The sequence below is a fragment of the Cupriavidus basilensis genome (genome assembly GCF_000876015.1).
Lineage (GTDB): Bacteria > Pseudomonadota > Gammaproteobacteria > Burkholderiales > Burkholderiaceae > Cupriavidus > Cupriavidus basilensis_B.
The window spans coordinates 165,088-183,823 of sequence record NZ_BBQM01000020.1 but is presented as its reverse complement, the minus strand read 5'-3'; the positions used below and the strand labels follow the sequence as shown (position 1 = coordinate 183,823).

The window sequence follows — 18,736 nt, the reverse complement described above, 5'->3', positions numbered from 1 at the left end:
GGCATAACCATATGCATGCCCGCGGTGCGACCGGATGGCCGGTGTCGTTGCTGGCGTCGCGCCGGGATTTCAGGCCCCGGCGCGGCACCGGTTCGCGGTGGCCTTGCCGCAATGGCGGCGGGCCAGCCGTGAACATGGGAATAACGGTAAAGGATCAGCCCTCGGCCGTATCGTCCACGCGGAAATTCACGGCGCGCGCGGGCACGACGGTGGAAATCGCATGCTTGTAAACCATCTGCGTCACGGTGTTGCGCAACAGGACGACGTACTGGTCGAACGACTCGATATTGCCTTGCAGCTTGATGCCATTGACGAGGTAGATTGAAACCGGCACGTGCTCTTTGCGCAGCGCGTTCAGGAACGGGTCTTGTAGCAATTGCCCTTTGTTGCTCATGGCACACTCCAAAATTATAGATTTAGTGATGGATGATGGGGACGTTCATCCCCGATTCAAGTCGAGCGGCGCAAACCGCGCCAAAAAAAGATCAAAAACGGTACCAAGCCAGCATCGTCTCGCGGGGAACCCCCCGCTACCGAGAATTTAGCCTCAGTTCCAAACGAACGCAAACGAAACTTGCCCGCCAGGCTGCCCCGCTGCCCGACTCAATCCTTCGAGTCCGCATACGGGTTTTTGTTCGTGCGAAATTCGATGCGCAGCGGCGTGCCCTTGAGCTTGAAGGCCGTGCGGAAGCGATTTTCGAGATAGCGCCGGTAGCTGTCCGCGATGCCCGACAATGAATTGCCGTGCACCACGATGATCGGCGGATTGGAGCCACCCTGGTGCGCGTAGCGCAGCTTGGGGCGGGTCGCGCCGACGCGGCGCGGCTGCTGGAACTCCACCGCTTCCTGCAGGATCCGCGTGAGCTGCGGCGTCGGCAGCTTGACCATCGCCGCGGCGTAGGCCTCGTCCACCGAGCGCAGCAGCGCGCCGATGCCGGTGCGCTCGCGCGCCGACACGAAGTGGAAGTTGGCGAAGTCGAGGAACTGCAGCTTGCGCTCGAGGTCGTGCTTGATGCGGTCGCGCGCATGGCCGTCGAGGCCGTCCCACTTGTTCACGCCGACCACCAGCGCGCGGCCCGATTCCACGATGAAGCCGGCGATGTGCGCGTCCTGCTCGGAAACGTCCTGCTGGGCGTCGAGCAGCAGCACCACCACGTTGGCGTCGGCGATGGACTGCAGCGTCTTGACCACCGAGAATTTCTCGATCGCCTCGAACACCTTGCCGCGCTTGCGCAGGCCGGCGGTGTCGATCAGCGTGTAGGGCTTGCCGCCGCGCTCGAACTCCACGTAGATGGCGTCGCGCGTGGTGCCGGGCATGTCGAACGCGATCACGCGCTCTTCGCCGATCAGCGTATTGACCAGCGTGGACTTGCCCACGTTGGGGCGGCCCACGATGGCGATCTTGACGCCGCGCTGCGCGTGCTCGTCTTCCTCGGCCAGCTCCGGGCGCTCCTTGACCGCCAGCTCCAGCGCCTCGTCGACCAGCTCGCGCACGCCGTCGCCGTGCGTGGAGGAGATGGCATAGGGGTCGCCCATGCCGAGCTCGTAGAACTCCGCCGCCACGGTGGTGTACTTCATGCCCTCGGCCTTGTTCACGGCCAGCATGACGCGGCGCCCGGTCTTGCGCAGGTAGTCCGCGATCACGCGGTCCTGCGGCGCCAGCCCGAGGCGGCCGTCGACGAGGAAGATCACCACGTCGGCCTCGACCACCGCCTGGCGGGTCTGCTTGGCCATCTCGGCGACGATGCCGTCCTTGGCCACCGGCTCGAAGCCGCCGGTGTCGATGGCGATGAACGGGCGCTCGCCGATGCGGCCCTCGCCGTAGTGGCGGTCGCGCGTGAGCCCAGGCAGGTCGGCGACGAGGGCGTCGCGCGAGCGGGTCATGCGGTTGAATAGCGTCGACTTGCCCACATTGGGACGGCCGACCAGAGCGATAACTGGTTTCATGCAATAAACGGAAATGGGGGCCGGCAGATGCCGCCCCCCAGGAACTCCGGAGTGATGTGGGTCCGACGGCCGGGCGCCGCGCGCCTGGCCACGTTTCCTGTCGGGCAACCGGGCTGGCCTTGCCACCCGGCCTCGTTCACCTGCACGATCCGCCGGATCATGCTACCGGATCGGCGCGGCCCGTGCCGACAGGTGCACGGGCGCGCCCTCATCGTCGCGGCGCCTCAGTCCGGCACGAAGCCGTAGAGGTTGCCGTCGCGCGTCTGCACCACCATCGACGCGCCCGCCACCACCGGCGCGGCGGTGATCTCGCTGCCGTCGGTCTTCAGGCGGGCCAGGAACTGGCCGTCCTCGCGCGAAAGAAAATGCACGTAGCCTTCATAGTCGCCCATCACCACCGAGCGGCCCAGCGCCAGCGGCGCGCCCAGGCGGCGGTACAGCAACTGGTCGTTCTTCCAGCGCTCGTTGCCGTTCTGGCGGTCGAACGCATGCACCACCGAGCGCTCATCGCTGGCGTACAGCGAGGTGTCGTCCTGCGTCGGGCCGGTCGGCGACGAGAAATCCTTGCCCCACTGGGGCTGGCCGTTGGCCAGTTCCAGGCACGCCACGCGGCCCTGGAAGGTGGTGGCGCAGACCTGGCGGCCGTTGACCGCCGGCTGGCCGGTGACGTCGTTCAGGCGCTCGATCTCGGACACGCCCTTCGGGTAGGACACCGTGCTTTCCCAGCGCAGCACGCCGTTGCCCGGCGCCAGCACGCCGAGCTTGCCGCCCGGGAAGCCCATCACGATGCCGTCGCCGGCGAACGTCATGCCCATCGCCGCGCGCAGGTTCAGCGGCGTCTGCGAGCGCTGGTAGATCCAGCGGCGCTCGCCGGTCTGCGCGTCCAGGCCCAGCACGCGGGTGTCGGTGGTGCGCACCACCACCAGGCCGTTGCCGACCAGCGGCGCGGACAGGACCTCGCCGTTGACCTGCTTCTTCCAGATCTGCTTGCCGCTGTTGTCGAAGGCGAACACGGCGCCCTTCTCGCCCGCCACCGCCGTCACCGAGCCGTCGCTGCCGGGGCCGCTGGTGAGGTCGATGTCGGTGCGGGCCTCCCACAGCGTGCGGCCGGTGGTGCCGTCGAAGGCCATCACCTTGCCGCCGTTGGAGGACGCGTAGACCGTGCCGCCGGCCACGGCCGGCTGCAGCGTGTACGGGCCGCTCTTGCCGACGCTGGCGCGCCAGGCCTGGCGCACCGACAGGGTCTGGGTGATCGGCTTGAGATCGACCGGCGTGCGCTTGTCACTCTTGCTGAACAGCGAGCAGCCGCCAAGGGTGGCGGCACAAGCGGCGGCCACCACCAGGGCGCGGACGAAATTGCCGTGTTGCTGGTTCTTGGCCGTGCCGGGAAACGATGACGTCATGGGGTTCCGATCCTGAATTGGGTTGAAACGCAAAACCGCGGACCCGCCCGCCCCCGGGCGGCGGGTCCGCGCGCCGGCGCGCCGGAAAGCGCCGCCCTCAGGCGGTGCCCAGCGCGTCGAGCTTGAACTGGATGATCTGGCGCATGGCCGCGTCGTTGGCACTGAGCTTGTCGAGCGCCAGCCGGTACGCCGTGCGCGCGTCGGCGCGCTTGTCCTGCGCGGCCAGCAGGTCGCCGCGGCGGTCGGCATACAAGGCCGCGAACGATGCCGGCGGCTCGTCCTTGAGCAGCGCCAGGCCCTGGTCGTAGGCCTTTTCGTCGAGCAGCACGCCGGCCAGGCGCACGCGCGCGAGGTGGGCATATTCGCTGTCGCCGTGGTCGATCGCCCACTGCAGCTGGGTCTTGGCACCGGCCAGGTCGCCCGCATCGTACAGCACCTTGGCCGCCATCAGCGCGGACATCGGGCCGTAGGCGGTCTTGCCGAACTTCTGCTCGAGGTCGCCGGCGGCGCGCTTGACGCGCTCCGCGTCGCGGCCTTCGGCGGCCTTGATGACCTGCTCGTACAGCAGCGCGGCCTCGCCCGACTGCTTGCGCTGCCAGTAATTCCAGCCGCTCCAGGCGGCAAAGGCCAGCAGGCCGGCGATCAGCACCCACGTCACGGCATTGCCGTACTGGCGCCACCAGGCCTTGAGGCTCTCAAGCTGTTCCTGTTCTTCTAGATCGTAAGCCATGTCGAGGGATCCACCCGCGTGTGTTGGTATGAGCGGGGCCGCGCCGCGGCCCCTGGTCGTGCTGTCCGGCGGCCCTATTCGCTCGCGCCCACCATCGCGTCGATGATGTGGTCGACCAGCGCCTGCGCCGGCACCGTCCTCTGCGCGCCGGCGTCTCCCGGTCCGCCCTGCGCGCCCTGGCGCAGATCCTTGACCTGAGCCGTGCCGGCCGCCACTTCGTCGTCGCCAATGATAACGGCATAGGCCGCGCCGCTGGCATCGGCGCGCTTCATCTGCGACTTGAAGCTGCCGCTCTTGCCGTCCGGCGTGGCGTGCAGCAGCACGTCGAGGCCGGCGTCGCGCAGGCGCTCGGCGGCGATCATGGCCTGCTCGGCGGCCGCCTCGCCCTGGTGCACCAGGTAGACGTCGCAGCCCTCGGCCTCGGGCACCAGGCCTTCCTCGCGGATCAGCTCGATGATGCGCTCGATGCCCATCGCCCAGCCGCAGGCCGGCGCCGGCTTGCCGCCCATCTGCGCGATCAGCGGGTCGTAGCGCCCGCCGCCGGCGATGGTACCCTGCGCGCCGAGCTTGTCGGTGATCCACTCGAACACGGTCAGGTTGTAATAGTCCAGCCCGCGCACCAGGCGCGGGTTGATCTTGAACGGGATGTTGTTGGCCTTGAGCAGGCGCTGCACGCCCTCGAAGTGGGCCAGCGACTCCTCGCCCAGGAAGTCGATCAGCTTGGGCGCGTTGGCCGCCATCTCCTGCAGCGCCGGGTTCTTGGTGTCGAGCACGCGCAGCGGGTTGGTGTAGAGGCGGCGCTTGCTGTCCTCGTCGAGGATGTCCTGGAAGCCTTCCAGGTACTTGATCAGCTCCTCGCGGTGGGCGGCGCGCTCATGCGCCTGGCCCAGCGAGTTCAGCTCCAGCCGCACCCCGACCAGACCCAGGTCGTCCCACAGGCGCTGGCACATCAGGATGATCTCGGCGTCCACGTCCGGGCCGGCGAAGCCGAGCGCCTCGGCGCCCAGCTGGTGGAACTGGCGGTAGCGGCCGCGCTGCGGGCGCTCGTGGCGGAACATCGGGCCGGTGTACCACAGGCGCTTGGGGCCGTCGTACAGCAGGTTGTGCTCGATGGTGGCGCGCACCGCGGCGGCCGTGCCCTCGGGGCGCAGCGTGAGCTGCTCGCCGTTGAGCGAATCGGTGAAGGAATACATTTCCTTCTCGACGATGTCGGTCACTTCGCCGATGCCGCGCACGAACAGTTGCGTGTGCTCGACGATCGGCGTGCGGACCTGCTGGTAGCCGTAGGCGCGCAGCATGGCGCGCGCGGCGTTCTCGAAATGCTCCCACAGCGGCGCGTCGGCGGGCAGCATGTCGTTCATGCCCTTGACGCCCTGCAGGGCCTTGGCGGCCTTGGCCTTGTTATCGGCCTTGCTGTCGGCTTTGTTGTCAGCCCGGCCTTCGCCGGCCGCCGGATTCACGGGTTGATTCATCTTCTGTTGTCTTTCCCTGTGTCGCCCTGTCCGCAACGGATCAGGCCGCCACCTCATTGCCTGCGCGCCCGGCGTTGCTGCCATAGTGGGTGCGCACGTAGTCGTCGACGATCGCCTGGAACTCCTCGGCGATGCGCTCGCCGCGCAAGGTCTTGACCTTGACGCCGTCGACGAACACCGGCGCCGCCGGCGATTCGCCCGAGCCCGGCAGCGAGATGCCGATGTTGGCGTGCTTGCTTTCGCCCGGGCCGTTCACGATGCAGCCCATCACGGCCACGTCCATTTCTTCCACGCCGGGGTATTCGGTCTTCCACACCGGCATCTGCTCGCGCAGGTAGCCCTGGATGCTGGCCGCCAGTTCCTGGAACGTCGTGCTGGTGGTGCGCCCGCAACCCGGGCACGCGATCACCATCGGGGTGAAGTTGCGCAGGCCCATCGTCTGCAGGATTTCCTGCCCCACGTAGACTTCCTTCTCGCGCGGCGCGCCCGGTTCCGGCGTCAGCGAGATGCGGATGGTGTCGCCGATGCCTTCCTGCAGCAGCACCGACAGCGCCGCGGTGGAGGCGACGATGCCCTTGCTGCCCATGCCGGCCTCGGTCAGGCCCAGGTGCAGCGCGTAGTCGCAGCGCCTGGCCAGCTCGCGGTACACCGCGATCAGCTCCTGCACCTGCGAGACCTTGCACGACAGGATGATCTGGTCGCCCGACAGGCCGATCTCCTCGGCCTTCTTCGCCGACTCGATGGCCGAGGTGATCAGCGCCTCGACCATCACGTTCTGCGCCGGCCACGGCCGCGCGCGCTGCGCGTTCTCGTCCATGATGCGCGCCAGCAGCGACTGGTCCAGGCTGCCCCAGTTCACGCCGATGCGCACCGGCTTGCCGTAGCGGATGGCCATCTCGATCATCTGCGCGAACTGCGTGTCGCGCTTGGCGCCCTGCCCCACGTTGCCGGGATTGATGCGGTACTTCGACAGCGCCGCGGCGCACTCGGGATAGTCCTGCAGCAGCTTGTGGCCGTTGTAGTGGAAGTCGCCCACCAGCGGCACGTCGACGCCCATGCGGTCGAGCTGCTCGCGCACGGCGGGCACCGCGGCCGCGGCCTCGGGCGTGTTGACCGTGATGCGCACGATCTCGGAGCCGGCGCGCGCCAGCTCCTTGATCTGGATCGCGGTGCCGATGGCGTCCACCGTGTCGGTGTTGGTCATCGACTGCACGCGCACGGGCGCGCCGCCGCCGATGGTGACCACGTTGTCGCCCCACACCACGCGCGCCTGGCGCGTCTTGCGGCGGGGTAGCGGGCCGGGCAGTACCGGCATGGAGTCCTGTTGATTCATAGCATTACCACCTTCATCTTGCCTGGCCCCGCGTCTTGCGCGAGGCCGGGAGAAACGGCATTCAGGGCAGCGTCAGGCGCGCCACGTTGTTACGGTTCGAGGCCGCCAGATCGACCGGCGTGCCGTTGCGGGTCAGCGATTCGACACCCTTCACGTTGCCGATCACGACCTTGTAGGGAGGCGTGCCGCCACCGCTCAGGTCCTCGCCGGCGCGCGCGGTACCGCCGAGGACGACCTTGCCGCTGCGGTCGCGGATCTCGTACCAGGTCTCGGCGGCGAAGCGGATGCGCAGCTCGCCGCCGCCCGCGGCGGCCGGCGCCGCGGGTACGACGGGCGCCGCAGCCACCGCCGGCGCCGGGCTGGCGGCGACGGGCGCGGCAGGCGTCGGCGTCACCGGCGCGGCAGGTGTCTCGGCAACCACCGGGCCGCTGGCGGGCAGCGCCTCGGACGGCGCGGGCGCGTCCGAGGCCGCCATCACCGGCGGCAGCGCCGCCGTGACGGTGCCGGGCTCGCCGCCCGGCTGCGCCGTGGCTTCCACGGCCGGCGGCGCGCTCAGGCCTTCCTTGCGCGCCTCGAGCCATTGCTTGAAATGATCCAGCCCGAACAGGGCGCCGCCGCCGATCAGGGCCACCACCAGGGCCAGCCAGATCCAGCGCCCGCCCGAGCTGCTGGAGCCGAAGCGGTTGCGGTCGTCGAAACTCTCGTTGAGGCCGCCTTCGCGGCGCATGCCGATTTCCACCACCGGCACCGCCTGCGCGTGGAAGCGCGCGAGCAGCGCGTCGATGTCGATATGGAGCATGCGGGCATAGGCGCGCATCACGCCCTTGGCGAAGGTCACGTCCGGCAGCGCGGCAACGTCGCCCTGCTCGATCGCGGCCAGCTTGTGCGCCGCCACCTTCAGCCGCGCGCTGACGTCTTCCAGCGAAAAACGCTGGTCCTTGCGCGCCTGCGCCAGGCGCTCGCCAATCTCGCGCGCCACCGCCTCGCGGCCAGCGTCGGCGGCCACGCCGCCCACGTGCCCGGTCGCCGCAGTCTGGCTTTCGGCGCGCTCTTGCTCACTCATCCCATGCTCCTTGTTCGTATGCGGTCAACTCACGCGAGTCGGGGAAACGGCTGCGCAACTGGCCCACCAGGGCATTCTGCGTCGCGGCGTCGCCCTGGCGGCGGGCAATGCGCGCGCCCAGCCAGAGGGATTGCGCGCTGACGAAACTGCTGTTGTTGACCCGCGCGGCGTACTCCTTGGCCCGCGCGTAGTCGCCGCGCTGGTAATAAAGCAGCGCGAGGTTGCTGTTCGCTTCCGGGTTGTTGCGGTCGTAGCGCAGCGCGCCGAACAGGCTCTTCTCCGCGGCTTCGCCGTCGCCGTTGCGCAACTGGCAGGCCCCCAGGCTGGTCAGCGGCTTGGCCGGGCCGCTCGCCGACGGCGCCGAGACCGCGCGCTCCAGGTAAGGCACCGCTTCCCGGTAACGGCCGTTCAGGCACAGGAACCAGCCGTAGTTGTTGAGCACGTCGCCGTCGTCGGGGCGCATCGACAGCGCGCTGCGGAAGCTGTCCTCGGCCAGCGCGCGCTCGTTCATGTTCATGTAGACCAGCGCGCGGATATGGTACGCGTCGACCAGGGTCGGGTCGATGGCGATGGCCTGCTTGGCCTCGTCCAGCGCCACGCTGTACTGCCCCGCCGACAGGTAGCTGGTGGCCAGCTGCAGGCGGATGGTGGCGCGCCGCGTGCGATCGGTCTGGTCAGACGCGGTCTGCAGGTCCGGCTTCGCCGGGGGCGGTAGCTGGCAGGCGGACAGCATCACCAGCCCGGTCAGGACTGCGACTATCAGACGCGTCATGCAGGGCGAGCCTCCCGCGGCTGGCCGGCGCCCGGCGCGCTCGCCACCGGCGCGGCGACGATCGGCGTGATCTTGCCGAACTTGCCGCGCTCGGCCAGCCGGGTGCGGTCCTTGACCTCGCCGGCAAGCTGGCCGCAGGCCGCGTCGATGTCGTCGCCGCGCGTCTTGCGGATGGTGGTGACGATGCCGGCGTCCATCAGGACCTGGGCAAAGCGGCGGATCTGCTCGTTGTTCGAGCGCTTGAGACCCGATTCCGGGAACGGGTTGAACGGGATCAGGTTGAACTTGCATGGCACGTCGGCCACCAGCTTCAGCAGTTCCCGCGCATGCTCGACGCCGTCGTTGACGCCGTCCAGCATGCAGTATTCGAAGGTGATGAAATCGCGCGGCGCGAACTCGAGGTAGCGGCGGCAGGCCGCCATCAGTTCCGCCAGCGGGTACTTCTTGTTGAGCGGCACCAGCATGTCGCGCAGCGGATCGTTCGATGCGTGCAGCGATACCGCCAGTGCGACCGGCAGGTCTTTCGAGAGCCGGTCCATCATCGGCACCACGCCGGAGGTGGACAGCGTCACGCGCCGGCGCGACAGCCCGTAGGCGTTGTCGTCCAGCATCAGGCGCATGGCCGGGACCACCTGGTCGTAGTTCAGCAGCGGCTCGCCCATGCCCATCATCACCACGTTGGAGATGACGCGGTCGTCCTTGGGGCCGCGGCCGAGCTGGGTGCGCATGGCGAACTCGGCCATCCACAACTGACCGATGATCTCGCCGGTGGTCAGGTTGCGCGAGAAACCCTGCTTGCCGGTCGAGCAGAAACGGCAGTTGACGGCGCAGCCGGCCTGCGAGGACACGCACAGCGTGCCGCGCGTCTCCTCGGGGATGTACACCGTCTCCACCGCGTCGCCGGCGCCGACGTCGAGCAGCCACTTGCACGTGCCGTCGGCCGACAGGTGGTCGGTGATGACGGCCGGCGAGCGGATCTCGGCGCGCGTGGCGAGCTTTTCGCGCAGCGACTTGGCGAGATCCGACATGGCGTCGAAGCGGCTGGCGCCGAACTGGTGGATCCAGCGCTGCAACTGCCGCGCACGAAACGGCTTCTCGCCGAGCTCGCCGCAATAGGCGGTGAGCGCGTCCGCATCCAGATCGAGCAGGTTGACGAGAGGGTTCATGACGGCAGTATCGACTTCAGAAGCAGTCTAGTCTTGTGAAATAGACCAGACAATCAGCGGCTGTAAACGTTCATGCCGGGGAAGAAGAAGGCGATTTCGACGGCAGCCGTTTCCGCCGCGTCCGAGCCGTGCACGGCGTTGGCGTCGATGCTGTCGGCGAAGTCGGCGCGGATGGTGCCCTTGTCGGCCTTCTTCGGGTCGGTGGCGCCCATCAGGTCGCGGTTGGTCAGGATGGCGTTTTCGCCTTCCAGGGCCTGGATCATGACCGGGCCGGAAACCATGAAGTCCACCAGGTCCTTGAAGAACGGGCGGGCCTTGTGCACGGCGTAGAACTGCTCGGCTTCGCCGCGCGACAGGTGAACCATCTTGGCAGCCACGATCTTCAGGCCGGCGGCCTCGAAGCGAGCGTAGATCTGACCGATGACGTTCTTGGCCACGGCATCCGGCTTGATAATGGACAGGGTGCGTTCGATCGCCATAAAAACTCCGAAAAATGAAGGGGTTACAATTGGAATAAACGTGCAATTCTAGCACGAGACAGTTATGGTTTCGAGAACGACTCCGCTGCCGGCGCACTGCCCCCGGCCACCGGCGACGCCATCCGCCTCACGTGACCATCGCGCCACTTTATTTCTGTTCGGCGTGGAGGGAACGCCTGTCGCGGCCGATAATCGAATGAACGTTGGCCACGCGCGAGGCGAGATTACACCTTGATGACAAAGTGGCGATTACGTTTCACAAGCCCTTGCAATTCGCCCGGTGCGATGCCACATTGGCGTTGTGCCCGTCCGGGTCAGCGCGGCGCCTCACCGTTTTGAAACAGGAGTCACCATGGACAACAAGCTGAACACCTACAGTTTCGGCAGCGGCACCGCAACCAGCGACGTTGTGGTCCGCAATCGGGTAATGCGCAACACCTACTGGCTGCTCGCCATCTCGATGATCCCCACCGTGCTCGGCGCGTGGATCGGCGTGACCAGCGGCTTCAGCCTGATGCGGGGCAGCCCCGGCCTGTCGCTGATCCTGTTCCTGGGCATCGCGTTCGGCTTCTTCTTCGCCATCGAGAAGACCAAGAACAGCAGCATGGGCGTGGTCCTGCTGCTGGCCTTCACGTTCTTCATGGGCCTGATGCTGTCGCGCCTGATCGGCTCCGTGCTGCAGTTCTCCAACGGACCGGCGCTGATCATGTATGCCTTCGGCGGCACCGCGGCGGTATTCGGCGCGATGGCGACCGTCGCCACGGTCAGCAAGCGCGACTTCTCCGGCCTGAGCAAATTCCTGTTCGTCGGCGTGATCCTGCTGATCCTGGCCAGCGTCGCCAACATCTGGCTGCAACTGCCGTCGCTGATGATCACCGTGTCGGTGATCGCCATCGGCATCTTCTCGGCCTACATCCTGTTCGACGTGCAGCGCGTGCTGAATGGCGGCGAGACGAACTACATCACGGCCACGCTGGCGATTTACCTGGATGTGTATAACGTGTTTGCCAACCTGTTGGCGCTGTTGGGGATCTTTGGCGGCAATCGCGATTGAGGTGGGCGGCCGGGCCGCCCTGTCCCTCCCCTCCTGAAACGAAAAAGCCAGCGCAATCCGTGCTGGCTTTTTCTTTTCTTAACGGCTTAACGTCGAAGTCAACTGCTGAATGTCAACGGCTGAACGTTAAAGTCAAAGGCTTTCGCTCCCCCGGAGCGACCTACTTTCTTTTCCCCGAAAAGAAAGTAGGCAAAGAAAGCGGGCTGCCTGGCCGGCAGGGGCAGAAACGTTGGGGTTTCCCTTGTTGGTGGTTTCGTGGTGGGGGCGGTGGTTCTGCTGGCATCCTGCCGGTACCGGTTCGACTCGCCACGATCTGGCTAGCGGTATGGGTTGCGGGGTCAGACCTATGATGGCGGGCGGACTGCTGGTTCGGACATCTGCCGTTACCGGTTTGAGCCGCCACGACATAGCATCCTCGTGGTTTCGTGGTGGGCGTGGTGGACCCAGCGCGGGTGTGCTGGGTTGCTTTGAATCGGATTGCCTCTCAAGCCAAATCGTTCGGTACTGAGATCAAACAGGGGCCACCGCGCCCACCACGAATCCAGCACCGTCCCTATGCCGCACCCATCCGCCCCGGTCGCGGCAGCAGCCTGAAGGGCCTGGACCAACGCCATCATGCAGCGCCACCACGAATCCAACGCCCCCCGAGAGAGCGTGGCCACCAAAACCGGTACCGGCAGAATCCCAGCAGAACCACCGCCCCCACCACGAAACCACAAACCCCAAGTAACACTGTTCGGCTCTGCCCCTGCCGGCCAGGCAGTCCGCTTTCTTGGCCTACTTTCTTTTCGGACAAAAGAAAGTAGGTCGCTCCGGAGGAGCGAAAGCCTTTGACTTTGATGTTGATTTTAGGCAGTTGACTTTGAAGTCAAGCCCCTTACCTCTTACCCCCGATCAAACACCGCAATAGACTCCACATGCGAAGTATGCGGAAACATATTAACCACCCCCGCCCCCGACAACCGATAACCCGCCTCATGCACCAGCAGCCCCGCATCCCGCGCCAGCGTCGCCGGACTGCATGACACATAGACGATCCGCCGGGGCAGCACATCGCTGCCAGCCTGGGCCAGCTCGCCGAGCGCCTTGCACACCGCCAGCGCACCCTCGCGCGGCGGGTCGACCAGCCAGCGGTCGAAGCGGCCCAGCGCGGCGATGTCCTCGGCGCCGACCTCGAACAGGTTGCGGCAGGCGAACTCGGTCTTGTGGTCGAGCCCGTTGCGGGCGGCATTGGCCAGCGCCCGCGAGGTCAGCAGTTCGCTGCCTTCGATGCCCATCACCGAGCGGCCGCGCGTGGCCAGCGGCAGCGTGAAGTTGCCGATGCCGCAGAACAGGTCGAGCAGGCGGTCTTCCGGGCGGGCGTCCAGCAGGCGCAGCGCGCGGCCGATCAGCACGCGGTTGATCTGGTGGTTGACCTGGGTGAAGTCGGTCGGCTTGAACGGCATGCGGATGCCGAACTCCGGCAGCGTGTAGGCCAGCTCGCGGTCCAGCGGGTAGAACGGCGCCACCGTGTCCGGGCCCTTGGGCTGCAGCCAGAACTGCACGCCGTGCCGGTCGGCGAAGGCGCGCAGCAGATCTTCGTCCGCGGCGGTGAGCGGCTCCAGGATGCGCAGCACCAGCACGGTCACGTCCTGGCCCACGGCCAGCTCGATCTGCGGCAGGCGGTCGCGGATCGACAGCCCCGTCACCAGCTCGCGCAGCGGCACCAGCATGGCCGAGACATGCGGCGGCAGCACTTCGCAGCGCGTCATGTCGGCGACGAAGCTGCTCTTGCGCTCGTGGAAGCCCACCAGCACCCCGCCCTTCTTGGCCACGTAGCGCACCGTGAGGCGGGCGCGGTAGCGGTAGCCCCAGTCGGGGCCGGCGATCGGGCGGAACACCACGTCCGGGCGCAGCTTGGACAGGTGCCAGAGATCGTCCTCGAGCACGCGCTGCTTGATCGCCAGCTGCGCGCGCGAGTCCAGATGCTGCATCGAGCAGCCGCCGCACACGCCGAAATGCTGGCAGCCGGGCTTCACGCGCATCGGCGTGGCGTGCTTGATCTCGACCAGCGATGCCTGCTCGAAGCTGGCCTTGCGCTTGAAGCTGCGGTAGCTGACGGTCTCGCCGGGCAGCGCGCCCTCGACGAAGATGACCTTGCCGGGCGTACCGTCCTCGTTGACCAGCCGGCCGACGCCGCGCGCCTCCATGTCGAGGCTGTGGATCTGCACCACCGGCAGCGCGGCGTCCGGGGAAGCCGGAGGCACGGCAGGAACGGGCGCGGAAGCAGGAACAAAGGCGGGAACAGAAGCGGGCACGGAAGCCGGCGATGCGGCTTGCACGCCATTTCCTGGCGCCGGTTGGGCTTGTGGTCGAGTCACGGCTTGGGACACCTGGGGAACTGTCATATTGTTTTGCGAAAGCGCGATTGTAGTCCAGACGCGGCCGCGTCCGGCCACGATGGCGGCGCCCGGCCGGCCTGAAACCAGCACGGGACAAGCGCTGCCGATTGGCGCAACATGGATGCTGCGCGCAAACCCGGGCCGGCAGCCGAGCAGGAGACGACATGGAACTGATCTCGTGGAACATCCAGTGGGGCCGCGGCGCCGACGGGCGCGTCGACCTCGCCCGCACCGTGCGGACCCTGCGCGCCATCGCCGACGCCGACGTGCTGTGCCTGCAGGAGGTGACGCGCGGCTACGCCGAACTCGCGGGCGGCCCCGGCGCCGACCAGGTGGCGGAGCTCACGGCCCTGCTGCCCGGCTACCGCATCCTCTACGCGCCCGGCGTGGACCGGCTGGGCGCCGACGGCTCGCCACGCCAGTTCGGCAACCTGATCGCCACCCGGCTGCCGGTGCGCGAGGTGTTCCGCCATACCCTGCCCTGGCCCGCCGACCCGACCGTGCCGTCGATGCCGCGCGTGGCGCTGGAAGCCACCGTGGTGGCCGGCGAGCGCCACCTGCGCGTGATCTGCACCCACCTCGAGTATTACTCCACGCACCAGCGCGCGGCGCAGGCCGACGCGCTGCGCGTCTGGCACCGCGAGGCATGCGAGCATGCCAGCCAGCCGGGCCGGCGCGAGCACAAGCCCGGCCCGTTCACGCCCGAGCCGCGCCCGGTCTCGGCCGTGCTGTGCGGCGACTTCAACAGCGCGCCCGACGACATCGCCTACCTGCGCATGCTGGCCCCCTACGACAGCCCGCACGAGCCCGCCACGGTGGCGTGGCACGACGCCTGGATGCGCGCCCACCCGGGCCAGCCGCACGCGCCCACCTGCGCGCTGCACGACAAGGAGCAATGGCCGCAGCCGCCGTTCGCCTGCGACTTCGTCTTCCTCACCGAAGACCTGATGCCGCAACTGCTGTGCTGCGAGGTGGACGGCGAAACGCAGGCCTCCGACCACCAGCCCATCTATCTGTCGCTCGCGGACGAATAGCCGGCGGCCGTGGCCGCATGGCAAACGCCCCGGCGCGGCATGGCCGGACCGGGGCGCGACAGGACAGCCGGCAGAACCGGCCATCGCGGCGGGGTCAGATCTCGGGTTCTTCCTCGTCATCGCCGCCGGCGTACACCGGCTTGATGCGGAACGCGCGCAGGTAGTCCATCCACTGCGCGCCGGGCAGTTCGGCCAGCGACTGCTGCACGAACTCGACCTCGGTATCGAACTGCCGCGGCGTGAGGCCGCCGCGCATCAGCTGGAAGCGGCAGTACACCAGGTAGGTGTTGACGACGTCGGTCTCGCAGTAGTCGCGGATCGCGCCCAGCTGGCCGTCCTGGTAGGCCTGCCAGACCTTGCTGCCGTCCATGCCCATCTTGCCGGGAAAGCCGCACAGCTTGGCGAGATCGTCGAGCGGCGCGCTGGCGCGCGGCTGGTACATCGCCAGCAGGTCCATCAGGTCCAGGTGCCGCATGTGGTAGCGGCTGATGTAGTTGTTCCACTTGAATTCGCGGCTGTCGGACTCGCTGCCCTCGCCCATCTCCCAGTAGCGCGGCGCCACGATGCCGTGGACCAGCCCGCGGTAATGCAGCACCGGCAGGTCGAAGCCACCGCCGTTCCACGACACCATCTGCGGCGAGTAGCGCGCCACGAGGTCGTAGAACTTCTGGATCAGCACGGCCTCGCCGTCTTCCGGCGTGCCGAGCGAGCCGACGTGGAACACCGGGCTGCCGTCGCGCTGGTTGCGCCGCAGGACGCACGAGATCGCGGCGACGCGCTGCAGGTAGTGGGGCAGGAAATCGCTGCCGTTCTTCTCGCGCCGCGCCGCGAAGGCATGCTCCGCGACTTCGGCGTCGGTCATGGAATCGGGATGGTCGTGGAGACGACGCAAACCATCGACATCGGGAATCGTCTCGATGTCGAATACCAGCACAGGTGTCATAGAACGGCGTCCTTGCGCACGCCTTGGGAAGCGAAATGGCGCTTGAGCTTGACCAGCGCCTCTTGCTGGATCTGGCGCACGCGCTCGCGCGTCAGCCCCATTTCCTCGGCAAGTTCTTCCAGCGTGGCCGGCTCGATATGGTTGAGTCCGAAGCGGCGCTCGACGACGTAGCGATGTTTCTCCGACAGCCGCGCGAGCCACTGCTTCATCAGGTTTTCCAGCTCGCGGTGCGCGACTTCCTGGTCGGGCGCGGCGTTATGCTCGTCCGAGAGGAAATCCAGCAGGCTGGAGCCGGGGTCGAGGTCGAACGGGGTGTCGAGCGAGGTGGTGTGCTCGTTGAGCGCGAGCACGTCCTGCACTTCGTCCGGGGTCTTGCCCAGCAGGTGGGCGATGTCTTCCAGGCTCGCGTCGCGCCCGTCCGTGCCGCCCTTCTCCAGATGGCGCTTGGCGCGCAGCACCTGGTTGAGCTCGCGGATGACATGGACCGGCAGGCGCACGGTGCGCGCCTGGTTCATGATGGCCCGCTCGATGCTCTGGCGGATCCACCACGTGGCATAGGTCGAGAAACGGAAGCCGCGCGAGGGATCGAATTTCTCGATGGCGTGCATCAGTCCGAGATTGCCTTCCTCGATCAGGTCCAGCAGCGGCACGCCGCGGTTGAGGTAGCCCTTGGCGATGCTGACCACCAGCCGCAGGTTGCGCTCGATCATGACCTGGCGCGCGGAGAAGTCGCCGCCCTTGGCCAGCGTGGAGAAATGCAGCTCCTCGGGCGCGGACAGCAGCGGCTTGATGCTGATGCGGTTCAGGTAGTGCTGGACGGTGTCGGCTGCCAGCTCGGTGTGCAGCACGGTGCGGAAGTCGTCGTGGTCGGGCGCGGCGGCCTCGCTCTCGCCCTCTTCCTCGTCGTCGGATTCCTCGTCCTCTTCGTCGCGGGCCTGGCGCTCGACTTCCTCGACCATCAGGTCGGCCTCGCGCAGGCCGGCGGTGCCGCCCGCCGTGATCGGCTCATCGGTCAGCGGCACCAGCTCGGCGGCCGGGTCCTGGTCGTAGGCATCGGCCTCGGCATCGGCCTGGGCCACGCCAGCGGTCTGCTGCATCTCCGGCTGCTTGGAACGCCGGGTCCGGCTGGTGCTTCCGGTTGAGACAGTTTTCTGGCGTGCCATGAATCCTCACTGTGGCGGCAGATACCGCATCGGATCGACTGGTTTCCCGTTCTTTCTTACCTCGAAATGCAGTTTCACACGATCGGTGTCACTGTTGCCCATCTCTGCAATCTTTTGCCCCTTGCGGACCGTTGCCTGCTCTGTGACCAGCACCTTGTCATTGTGGCCATACGCAGTGAGATATGTATCGTTGTGTTTGATGATGACAAGATTCCCGTAGCCGCGCAAGGGGCCAACGTGAATCACGCGGCCATCGTCCGCCGCCTGCACCGGATCGCCTTTCTTGCCGGCAATATCGATGCCCTTGTTGCCCTTTTCGTCGAAGTGGCCGATCAACTGGCCGGTCACCGGCCAGGCCAGCTTGATGCCGCTGTCGGCCGCCGCGGCCGAGGCCGGCGCCGCCGGCGCGGCGGTCGCGCCGGGCGCCGACGATGCCGAGGCCGCCGGCAGCGGCACGAGCACCGGGCGTGCCTGGTCGATCGGCTGGCCCTGCACCGCGCCCGGCGTCACCGGCATGGTGGCCACGCCGGTGCCGGCGTTCACGTCCGCGCCCGGCGGCGCCACGCGCAACAATTGACCCACTTCGATCTGGTTCGGATTGGTGAGCTGGTTCCAGCCCGCCACGTCGCGATAGGATTGGCCGTTCTCGAGCGCGATTCGATAAAGCGTATCGCCTCGCTTGACGCGATAGTAGCCGGGCGGCGCCGGCTCCAGCGGCGCGACCCCGGCCACGCCGGCACCGGAAGTGCGGTCCACCACGGGAGCCGGCATCGGCGAAGAGGCGCAGGCCGCCAGCAGCGACAGCAGCAACGAGGCGGTGACAAGCTGCCCGGCGCGGGCGAAACGTTCCGTATTCACGATATTGTGCATAGTTCGACTCAGATAGTGCCCGATTTTAATGGCACAAAGAAAACGGCTTCAAGCGCGGTCCGGTGAAATCGATGGCGGTTGCGCCGCTCGATCAACAATAACTGCTGCGTGATGGTCTGGCCCGGCCCGCCGGCGGTGGGCGCCACCGCCACCGGGGCGATCAGGCGCCCGCCGATGGCGAGCTGCTCCAGCAGCGCCTGCGGCACCTCCATGCCGGCAGCCGCCAGGATGATCGCGGAAAACGGCGCCGCCTGCGGCAGGCCCAGCATGCCATCGCCGTAATGCAGGCGCAGGTTTGGCACGCGCAGCGGCCGCAAGTTCGCCTTGGCTTGTTCGTGCAGCGGACGGATCCGCTCGATGGAGAACACTTCGCTGGCCACCAGGCTCAGCACCGCCGCCTGGTAGCCGCAGCCGGTGCCGATCTCCAGCACGCGCGCGAGCGGCTCGTCGGCGGCCAGGCCGTCGCGCAGCAGCTCGATCATGCGCGCCACCACCGACGGCTTGGAAATGGTCTGCTGGTGGCCGATCGGCAGCGCCGCGTCCTCGTAGGCCTGCGACGCCAGGCCCGGCTCCACGAACAGGTGGCGCGGCACCGTGGCGATGGCGTCGAGCACGCGCTCGTCGCGGATGCCGGCCGCGCGCAGCCGGGCCGCCAGCGCGCCGCGCGCGCGCCCGGAGGCCATGCCGCCGCCGCCCGCGGTGGCGGCGCTGGCGCGGGCCTGCACCGCGCTGGCCGGCGGCACCGGCGCGGGCACGCCCGGCGCGCGCGCCTTCGCCGCCTTGGCGACCGCCGCGCCGCGCGCGCCGCCCACGGCGGGCAGCCCCGCGGTGCGTGCCGGCGCGGGCTTGCGCTCGACGACGGCGTCCAGCGAGAGCGGGAATTTCGGGCGGCGCGGGGCAGTGCTCATGTCGGCCGGGGACAGCGC

Annotated in this window: 17 protein-coding genes; 2 read left to right on the top strand and 15 right to left on the bottom strand. The window is 67.8% G+C overall.

Translation table 11 applies throughout. The annotated features are described in order from the left end of the window. Positions 1-154: 154 nt before the first annotated feature. The 10 genes from hfq to ndk all read right to left on the bottom strand — a co-directional run bounded on the left by hfq (position 155) and on the right by ndk (position 10,365). Positions 155-394, bottom strand: a complete 240-nt coding sequence (gene hfq, locus KF708C_RS22675; RefSeq protein WP_017229727.1) for an RNA chaperone Hfq — start codon at positions 392-394, stop codon at positions 155-157. A 209-nt stretch (positions 395-603) separates the two neighbouring features. Next, on the bottom strand, positions 604-1,947 hold the full coding sequence (der, locus tag KF708C_RS22670) for a ribosome biogenesis GTPase Der (protein WP_029044100.1): 1,344 nt from the start codon (positions 1,945-1,947) through the stop codon (positions 604-606). Between the two features lie 224 nt (positions 1,948-2,171). Further along, positions 2,172-3,350, bottom strand: a complete 1,179-nt coding sequence (gene bamB, locus KF708C_RS22665; RefSeq protein ID WP_020205289.1) for an outer membrane protein assembly factor BamB — start codon at positions 3,348-3,350, stop codon at positions 2,172-2,174. A gap of 97 nt (positions 3,351-3,447) precedes the next feature. Beyond that, positions 3,448-4,080, bottom strand: coding sequence for a YfgM family protein (locus tag KF708C_RS22660; RefSeq protein WP_020205288.1), 633 nt, complete (start codon positions 4,078-4,080; stop codon positions 3,448-3,450). Between the two features lie 74 nt (positions 4,081-4,154). Further along, positions 4,155-5,441 carry a histidine--tRNA ligase gene (gene hisS, locus KF708C_RS22655; RefSeq protein ID WP_231586560.1) on the bottom strand — a complete coding sequence of 429 codons (1,287 nt, stop codon included), beginning with the start codon at positions 5,439-5,441 and terminating at the stop codon, positions 4,155-4,157. A gap of 151 nt (positions 5,442-5,592) precedes the next feature. Further along, positions 5,593-6,885 carry a flavodoxin-dependent (E)-4-hydroxy-3-methylbut-2-enyl-diphosphate synthase gene (gene ispG / locus KF708C_RS22650; RefSeq protein WP_059413355.1) on the bottom strand — a complete coding sequence of 431 codons (1,293 nt, stop codon included), beginning with the start codon at positions 6,883-6,885 and terminating at the stop codon, positions 5,593-5,595. 61 nt (positions 6,886-6,946) lie between these two features. Then, positions 6,947-7,948 carry a RodZ domain-containing protein gene (locus KF708C_RS22645; RefSeq protein ID WP_059413354.1) on the bottom strand — a complete coding sequence of 334 codons (1,002 nt, stop codon included), beginning with the start codon at positions 7,946-7,948 and terminating at the stop codon, positions 6,947-6,949. Next, positions 7,941-8,720 carry a type IV pilus biogenesis/stability protein PilW gene (gene pilW, locus KF708C_RS22640; RefSeq protein ID WP_029044098.1) on the bottom strand — a complete coding sequence of 260 codons (780 nt, stop codon included), beginning with the start codon at positions 8,718-8,720 and terminating at the stop codon, positions 7,941-7,943. Before pilW ends, KF708C_RS22645 begins: the two co-directional genes overlap by 8 nt. After that, positions 8,717-9,886: a 23S rRNA (adenine(2503)-C(2))-methyltransferase RlmN gene (rlmN, locus tag KF708C_RS22635; protein ID WP_059413353.1), complete on the bottom strand. Its 1,170-nt coding sequence runs from the start codon at positions 9,884-9,886 to the stop codon at positions 8,717-8,719. The genes pilW and rlmN overlap by 4 nt, the downstream gene beginning before the upstream one ends. A gap of 53 nt (positions 9,887-9,939) precedes the next feature. After that, positions 9,940-10,365, bottom strand: coding sequence for a nucleoside-diphosphate kinase (gene ndk / locus KF708C_RS22630; protein WP_020205282.1), 426 nt, complete (start codon positions 10,363-10,365; stop codon positions 9,940-9,942). Positions 10,366-10,717: 352 nt separating this feature from the next. On the opposite strand from ndk, the gene KF708C_RS22625 reads away from it, so the two are divergent. Continuing rightward, positions 10,718-11,419: a Bax inhibitor-1/YccA family protein gene (locus KF708C_RS22625; protein WP_059413352.1), complete on the top strand. Its 702-nt coding sequence runs from the start codon at positions 10,718-10,720 to the stop codon at positions 11,417-11,419. An 884-nt stretch (positions 11,420-12,303) separates the two neighbouring features. Here KF708C_RS22625 and rlmD read toward each other — a convergent pair. Then, positions 12,304-13,608 (bottom strand): 23S rRNA (uracil(1939)-C(5))-methyltransferase RlmD, encoded by a 1,305-nt coding sequence (gene rlmD / locus KF708C_RS22620; protein ID WP_231401731.1) that lies wholly within the window; start codon positions 13,606-13,608, stop codon positions 12,304-12,306. 356 nt (positions 13,609-13,964) lie between these two features. Between rlmD and KF708C_RS22615 the strand changes: the two genes are divergently transcribed. Next, positions 13,965-14,834 carry an endonuclease/exonuclease/phosphatase family protein gene (locus tag KF708C_RS22615; RefSeq protein ID WP_059413351.1) on the top strand — a complete coding sequence of 290 codons (870 nt, stop codon included), beginning with the start codon at positions 13,965-13,967 and terminating at the stop codon, positions 14,832-14,834. Between the two features lie 94 nt (positions 14,835-14,928). Here KF708C_RS22615 and KF708C_RS22610 read toward each other — a convergent pair whose 3' ends face one another. The 4 genes from KF708C_RS22610 to KF708C_RS22595 are packed head-to-tail and all read right to left on the bottom strand — an operon-like array spanning position 14,929 to position 18,718. Further along, positions 14,929-15,777: a 3'-5' exonuclease gene (locus KF708C_RS22610; RefSeq protein ID WP_029044439.1), complete on the bottom strand. Its 849-nt coding sequence runs from the start codon at positions 15,775-15,777 to the stop codon at positions 14,929-14,931. Next, positions 15,774-16,940: an RNA polymerase sigma factor RpoS gene (gene rpoS / locus KF708C_RS22605; protein ID WP_059413350.1), complete on the bottom strand. Its 1,167-nt coding sequence runs from the start codon at positions 16,938-16,940 to the stop codon at positions 15,774-15,776. The genes KF708C_RS22610 and rpoS overlap by 4 nt, the downstream gene beginning before the upstream one ends. A gap of 6 nt (positions 16,941-16,946) precedes the next feature. Beyond that, positions 16,947-17,810, bottom strand: a complete 864-nt coding sequence (locus KF708C_RS22600) for a peptidoglycan DD-metalloendopeptidase family protein (RefSeq protein WP_059413349.1) — start codon at positions 17,808-17,810, stop codon at positions 16,947-16,949. Between the two features lie 8 nt (positions 17,811-17,818). Continuing rightward, entirely contained in the window at positions 17,819-18,718 is a 900-nt protein-coding gene (locus KF708C_RS22595) for a protein-L-isoaspartate(D-aspartate) O-methyltransferase (protein WP_059413348.1), read from the bottom strand. Between the last annotated feature and the right edge of the window lie 18 nt (positions 18,719-18,736).

Excerpts from the sequence above, each read along its gene's own strand:
- rpoS (WP_059413350.1), bottom strand. The coding sequence starts at position 16,940 with ATGGCACGCCAGAAAACTGTCTCAACCGGAAGCACCAGCCGGACCCGG.
- KF708C_RS22625 (WP_059413352.1), top strand. The coding sequence starts at position 10,718 with ATGGACAACAAGCTGAACACCTACAGTTTCGGCAGCGGCACCGCAACC.
- der (WP_029044100.1), bottom strand. The coding sequence starts at position 1,947 with ATGAAACCAGTTATCGCTCTGGTCGGCCGTCCCAATGTGGGCAAGTCG.
- ispG (WP_059413355.1), bottom strand. The coding sequence starts at position 6,885 with ATGAATCAACAGGACTCCATGCCGGTACTGCCCGGCCCGCTACCCCGC.
- KF708C_RS22645 (WP_059413354.1), bottom strand. The coding sequence starts at position 7,948 with ATGAGTGAGCAAGAGCGCGCCGAAAGCCAGACTGCGGCGACCGGGCAC.
- rlmN (WP_059413353.1), bottom strand. The coding sequence starts at position 9,886 with ATGAACCCTCTCGTCAACCTGCTCGATCTGGATGCGGACGCGCTCACC.
- hisS (WP_231586560.1), bottom strand. The coding sequence starts at position 5,441 with ATGAACGACATGCTGCCCGCCGACGCGCCGCTGTGGGAGCATTTCGAG.
- KF708C_RS22615 (WP_059413351.1), top strand. The coding sequence starts at position 13,965 with ATGGAACTGATCTCGTGGAACATCCAGTGGGGCCGCGGCGCCGACGGG.
- KF708C_RS22595 (WP_059413348.1), bottom strand. The coding sequence starts at position 18,718 with ATGAGCACTGCCCCGCGCCGCCCGAAATTCCCGCTCTCGCTGGACGCC.
- bamB (WP_020205289.1), bottom strand. The coding sequence starts at position 3,350 with ATGACGTCATCGTTTCCCGGCACGGCCAAGAACCAGCAACACGGCAAT.
- KF708C_RS22660 (WP_020205288.1), bottom strand. The coding sequence starts at position 4,080 with ATGGCTTACGATCTAGAAGAACAGGAACAGCTTGAGAGCCTCAAGGCC.
- ndk (WP_020205282.1), bottom strand. The coding sequence starts at position 10,365 with ATGGCGATCGAACGCACCCTGTCCATTATCAAGCCGGATGCCGTGGCC.
- hfq (WP_017229727.1), bottom strand. The coding sequence starts at position 394 with ATGAGCAACAAAGGGCAATTGCTACAAGACCCGTTCCTGAACGCGCTG.
- rlmD (WP_231401731.1), bottom strand. The coding sequence starts at position 13,608 with ATGGAGGCGCGCGGCGTCGGCCGGCTGGTCAACGAGGACGGTACGCCC.
- KF708C_RS22610 (WP_029044439.1), bottom strand. The coding sequence starts at position 15,777 with ATGACACCTGTGCTGGTATTCGACATCGAGACGATTCCCGATGTCGAT.
- pilW (WP_029044098.1), bottom strand. The coding sequence starts at position 8,720 with ATGACGCGTCTGATAGTCGCAGTCCTGACCGGGCTGGTGATGCTGTCC.
- KF708C_RS22600 (WP_059413349.1), bottom strand. The coding sequence starts at position 17,810 with ATGCACAATATCGTGAATACGGAACGTTTCGCCCGCGCCGGGCAGCTT.